3 protein-coding genes are annotated in these 5805 nt (G+C 76.3%); all 3 read right to left on the minus strand.

The window, feature by feature from the left end; all coding sequences use genetic code 11:
• Positions 1–104 precede the first annotated feature (104 nt).
• Positions 105–1067, minus strand: a complete 963-nt coding sequence (nudC, locus tag AAHZ94_RS27225) for an NAD(+) diphosphatase (protein ID WP_349996060.1) — start codon at positions 1065–1067, stop codon at positions 105–107.
• A 768-nt stretch (positions 1068–1835) separates the two neighbouring features.
• Positions 1836–3245 carry a dipeptidase gene (locus AAHZ94_RS27230; protein ID WP_349996062.1) on the minus strand — a complete coding sequence of 470 codons (1410 nt, stop codon included), beginning with the start codon at positions 3243–3245 and terminating at the stop codon, positions 1836–1838.
• 306 nt (positions 3246–3551) lie between these two features.
• A partial coding sequence (locus AAHZ94_RS27235) for a 3'-5' exonuclease (protein WP_349996064.1) occupies positions 3552–5805 on the minus strand: 2254 nt, incomplete at its 5' end.

Below are 5805 nucleotides of genomic sequence, written 5' to 3' on the forward strand. Positions count from 1 at the left end.
CCCCCCCCCCCCCCCCCCCCCCCCCCCACCCCCCCCCCCCCCCCCCCCCCCCCCCCGGCCCCCCCCGCGGGCGCGCCCCCCCCCTCGCCCCGGGGCCGACGTGGTCAGCCTTCGACGGGGCCCGGGCCGTCTTCGGCCAGGGGCTTGCCGTACCAGAGTTCGAGGAGGCGGCCGGCGATGGAGATGCCGTACGGGGGGAGCATTTCGCCCGACGCGTACGCCTTGCGGAGGTCTTCGCGGGAGAACCAGCGGGCCTCGTGGATCTCCTCGCCGTCGACCTGGATGTCCGAGGTCGTGGCGCGGGCCATGAAGCCGAGCATCAGGCTGGAGGGGAAGGGCCAGGGCTGGCTGCCGACGTACTCGACGGCGCCGACGGTGACGCCGGCCTCCTCGGCCACCTCGCGGACCACCGCCTGCTCGATGGACTCGCCCGGTTCGACGAAGCCGGCGAGGGTGGAGAAGCGGCCCTCAGGCCAGTGCACCTGGCGGCCGAGCAGCGCCCGGTCCTGGTCGTCGGTGACCAGCATGATCACGGCGGGGTCGGTGCGCGGGTAGTGCTCGGCGCCGCAGGCCGGGGCCGGGCAGCGGCGGATGTGACCGGCCGCGGCGATCACGGTGCGCTCGCCGCAGCGCGAGCAGAAGCGGTGCAGCCGCTGCCAGTTCTCCAGGGCGACGGCGTGCACCAACAGCCCGGTGTCGCGTTCCGAGAGCAGCGCGCCGGCCTCGCGCAGCCCGGCCGGGCGCGCCGACTGGTCGATGCGGCCCGGCAGGGCGTCCTTCTGGAGCGCGAAGTAGCGCACGCCCTCGGCGTCGGTGCCGAGGAAGTAGCGGTGGGTCTCGGTGACGGGGGCCTCGAAGGCCGGTGTCATCACCAGCTCCGTCCGGCCGTCGGGGGTGTCGTCGACCAGCGCCTGCCCCCCGGAGATCACGAAGACGCGGGTGCTGGGGTGGCTCCAGGCGGCGGCCAGCCACGCCTCATCCAGCCGGTGGTGCGCCGCGCGGTCGATGCCGCTCTCGGCGGTCAGCGGGATGGGCAGGCCGGCGGGTCGTTCGGTCCAGGTGGTCACGTTACTTCCAACTCCCCCTATGTGAACGGTTCATGGCTGTGCTCTCTTCCCGGCCTCGCGCTCGTCCTGGTCAAGCCCTCGTACCGGTCGGGCTTCCCCGGCCGCGCCCCCGGGCCGGGAGGCCGGGCGTGCGATCGGGCTGCCGCCCTGGCGTGCGGTCCGGCCGGCGGGCGGCCGGGGTGGTGCGTCCCGGCCGTTGTCCGCAGGGCGCCCGCGGGGTGATGGGGCGCCGGCGAGCGGTCGGCTGGTGGCCGGTCCGCTGCCGGGTGGGGTGTGGCTCGTACGGGTTCCGGGCCGGGCCGGGTCGCCGGCTCCGGGTCCCCGGGCGGGTCCACGGGGCCGGTTGCCAGGTCCTGGCGGGCGCCCGGGCCGCGGTCCCACCCGCCGCCCGGCCCCGGTCGGGCGCCCGCTCCCGGTCGGTGTCCGGGGTCGGTGGTCCGCGGCCGTCCGGCGGTGGGCCGGGGTTCGGCGGTCCTGGCGGCGGCCAGGACCGGTGCGGGCGGCACATCCGGACCGCCCACCCGGACCGCCGTACGGACCAGTCGTACGCACTGCCCGTACGGACCAGTCGCACGGACCGGCCGAAGGGACCGCCCGCAGGGCCGACCTCGCACCCCGACCGCCGCACCTGCCATCCGTACCGACCGTCCGCACACGCCGTCCGTACGAGCCATCCGTACGAGCCGTCCATACGCGCCGGACGCGCCACTCCGAACACCACTCCGCACGCGCCTTCGCACACACCGCTCCGGGCCGCCGCCCGGCCCGTTACCCGGTCACCGGCACCCGCCAGCTCTCGGCGAGGTCACCCCACAGGTAGGCGGCGCTCTCGACACCCTTCATCAGCAGGTCGAGTTCGACCTTCTCGTTCGGGGCGTGCCAGCCGTCGGACGGCACCGAGATGCCCAGGAACAGCACCGGTGCGCCCAGCACGTCACGCAGGTCGGCGGCCGGCCCCGAGCCGCCCTCGCGGGTGAAGCGGACCGGCCGGCCGAAGGCGCGCTCCATGGCCCGTACGACCGAGCGGAGCGCGGGGTGGTCGAGCGGGGTCAGACAGGGGCGGGTCGCGCCCCAGAAGGTGATCTCGTGCCGGATTCCGGCGGGCAGCCGGTCGGCCACCCAGTCCCGCACCGCCTGTTGGACCTGGTCCGCGTCCTGGCCCTCCACCAGCCGGAACGACAGCTTGAGCTGGGCGGTGGCGGGCACGATGGTCTTGCCGCCGGGGCCCTGGTAGCCGCCGCCGATGCCGTTGACCTCGGCGGTCGGCCGGGCCCAGAGCCGTTCCAGGGTGGTGAACCCCGCCTCGCCCGCGGTGGCGTGCGAGTGCGCGGTGCGCAGCCACTCGGCCTCGTCGAAGGGGAGCTCGGCGAAGAGCTCGCGTTCGCGGTCGGTGAGTTCGACCACACCGTCGTAGAAGCCGGGTATGGCCACCCGCAGGTCGGCGTCGTGCAGTCCGGCGGCGAGCCTGGCCGCCTCCATCGCGGGGTTGGGCACCGCACCGCCGAAGGAGCCCGAGTGGACGTCCTGGTCGGGCCCGTACAGGTCGATCTGGCAGTCGGCGAGGCCGCGCATGCCGGTGCAGACCGTCGGGGTGTCCGCGGACCACATGCCAGTGTCGGAGACGACGACCGCGTCGCAGCGCAGCCGGTCGGCGCGGGCGCTGACCAGGGCGGGGAAGTGCGGCGAACCGGACTCCTCCTCGCCCTCGACGAGCAGCTTGAGATGGACGGCGGGCGCGGTGCGCCCGGTGGCCGCCAGGTGCGCCCGGACGCCGAGTGTGTGGAAGAGCACCTGCCCCTTGTCGTCGGCCGCGCCGCGCGCGTACAGCTTGCCGTCGCGCACCTGCGGTTCGAACGGCTCGCTGTGCCAGCCGTCGGCCAGCGCCGCGGGCTGCACGTCGTGGTGGCCGTAGACCAGGACCGTGGGGGCGTGCGGATCGTCCGACGGCCACTCGGCGAACACCGCCGGGGCGCCCGCCGTCTCCCAGACCTCCACCGTTGGGAAACCGGTGGTCGTGAGCTTGTCCGCCAGCCACTGGGCGCTGCGCCGGACGTCACCGGCGCGGCCGGGATCGGCCGATACGGAGGGGATGCGCAGCCAGGCGGCGAGGTCGTCGAGGAACTCGGTGCGATGGGCATCGACATAGGCGCGGACAGCGTCGTCCGGGGTGGTGCTCATGGTGACGAGCCTAGCCGCCTCGGCGCGGCCTCATCGCCGGGGTTACGGGCCCGCGGCCGGGCCGGGAGGCGGCGTCCGCGGGGTGGTGCAGCGGCACCGGCGCCACCCCCTACGCGCCGTCAAACCCCTCCCGTGACCTGCCCGTCGGCGCCCCGACCTCCCCGCTGTGACCGGCACGCGCACCCCTCCGCACCGCCCAGCGGAGCCGCCCGCACCCCGCGGTGTCCCCCGCCCGCGCACCGCCCCACACCGGTGTGAGGCTCACCACCGCGCAGGCGGGGTTTTGGTGGGGGCCGGCCGGGTCCTTCAGGTCGGCTCGGGTGCCCGGGGGTGCTCCACGGGCCGGCTGCGGTCGGTGTGCTCCCCGGGGGAGACGGGCTCGCCGAGCAGGATGCGTTCTATTTCGGCGCGGCCGGGCAGTGGGGCGGGGCGGACGATCTCCCCCGTGCGCACGTAGAGGAAGGTCGCCGTGACCGCGGACAGCGGGAGGCCGTGCTGTTCCGCCCAGGCCAGCCGGTAGACGGCGAGCTGGAGCGGGTCGGCGTCCTGGGCCCGGTTGGTCTTCCAGTCGACGATCTCGTACGCGTACGGGTGCGGTGTCTGGTGTGTTGCCTGCTGGTGCCGTGTCTGCTGGGGGGGGGCTTCCTGGGGCGCGGCAGCGGCGGCCGGTGCCGCGGTGGGTATGCCCTGCGGGGCGTCGCCAGGGTCGCCGGTCGGGAGGTCTGGGGCCGGGGTGGTCGCCGAGGTGGTCGCCGCCCCGTGCGGCTCGGTGAGCGGTAGGCGGTGGCGGTAGACCGCATCGATGCGGCCCCGGACGACGCGGCCCGCGAGGGTGAGGTGGAAGGGCGCCTCGATGCGGTACGGCGTGCGCCGGGCGTACGGGGTGCGGTTGAACGCCTCCTTGAGCGCGTCCAGGTCCCAGCCGTCGCCGTCGGGGTCGGCACCGTACTCCTCGGCGCCCGGCAGGTCCTCCGGGCCGAGCAGGGGCAGCGGCAGCGCCTCGAACCGCGACTCGACCCAGGCGTGGAACCGGGTGCCGCGGCGCGCGGCGGGCCGCGGCGGGCGCGGCATCGGGCGGGCCAGCTCGCGCGCGAAGCCGTCCGGGTCGGCGGCGAGCCGCAGGAGTTGGGTGGCGCTCAGCGCCGCCGGCACGGGCACCTCGCGCACCGTGGCCCTGGCCCGGCGCAACTCCTTGGCCAGCACCTCCAGGTCCCGGTCCCAGGAGGCGGCGAGCCGCGCCTCTTCGGGCAGCAGCACCGCCGCGCCGGCCCCCGCGGGCCGCTCCACACCGCCGCGCCCGGCAACCGGTCCGACCTCGCGCCCGCGCGCGGACGAGGTGGACGAGGCGGACGAGGCGGAGGACCGCCCGCCGTCGGAACCGCGAGAGTGCCCGTCGGGCACGGGGGCGTGCGCGGGGCCGTGCGGGGCGTGCTGCTCACCGTCCGGGGCGGCGTCGGGGGCGGTGTACGGATCGGCGTACGGGTCTCCGGCGTAGGAGTCCTCGCCGTACGCGTCTGCGGCGTACGGGTCCTCGCCGTACGGGTCGTCGCCGTACAGGTCCTCACCGTACGGGTCTTCCGGTGGTGCGGCGTACGGGTCGTCGTACGCGGGCGCGGGCTCGGCGGGGGGCTCGGTGGGGGCGGCTGCCTCGTACGGCTCGGGGTCGTACGGCTCCGGCGCCAGCGGGCCCGCCCCGTACGGCTCGGGGTCTGAGGTGTCTCGCACGGGCGCGGGCGCGAGGTGGCTCGGCCGGTGGCCTGCGGCGGGGCTGGGGGCGAGGGATGGGGGCTGGTGGTCGAGGTGGGTGAGGACCGCTTCGGCCGCGCGGCGGCGGCGGTCCAGCGCGGTGGCGTCGAGCGGCAGCGGCCAGGGGCGGTCGGCGCGCGACGGCTGGTCGGGCTCGGGATCTTGCAGGGCCGGGTTCTGCTCGCCGGGGGCCGGCTCGTCGGCCCACACCTCGATCTCCCCGTCGCCCGCCTCGCAGTGCTCCCGCAGCGCGGTCAGGAACGCGGAGGGGCCACGCGGGCGCTTCTGTGACGGGCCCCACCAGTGCCCCGAACCGAGCAGCAGGGAGCGGGGGCGGGTGAACGTCACATAGCCGAGGCGGAGTTCCTCGGTCCGCTGGTGTTCCTTCATCGCGGCCTTGAACGCCGTGAGTCCCTTCGCGTCCCAGTCCGACAGGTCGGGGAGGGTGTCGGCGTCGCCGCGCAGCGCGTGCGGGAGCACCTTGGCGCTGGCCGTCCACGCCTCGCGCGACTGCTCGCTGGGGAACGTCTTGGTCACCAGGCCGGGGACCGCCACCACGTCCCACTCCAGGCCCTTGGACTTGTGCGCGGTGAGCACCTTCACGGTGTTCTCGCCGCCCGGGAGCGCGTTGTCCAGGCCCTTCTCGTACTGGGCCGCGGTGCGCAGGAAGCCGAGGAACGCCAGCAGCGTGGGCTCGCCGTCGGCCACCGGCGAGCCCCCCGCGCGGGGGGGGCCCCCCCCGGGCCCCGCCCCGGAGGTGGCCCGCGGCTCGCGGCGGCCGGCGGGCCCCCCGGGCGGGGGCGCGGGCACGTGG

This window comes from Streptomyces sp. HSW2009 (assembly GCF_040240285.1).
In the GTDB taxonomy this organism is placed as follows: Bacteria; Actinomycetota; Actinomycetes; order Streptomycetales; family Streptomycetaceae; genus Streptomyces.

Coding starts and splice junctions, on each gene's coding strand:
- AAHZ94_RS27230 (WP_349996062.1), bottom strand. CDS start 3,245: ATGAGCACCACCCCGGACGACGCTGTCCGCGCCTATGTCGATGCCCAT.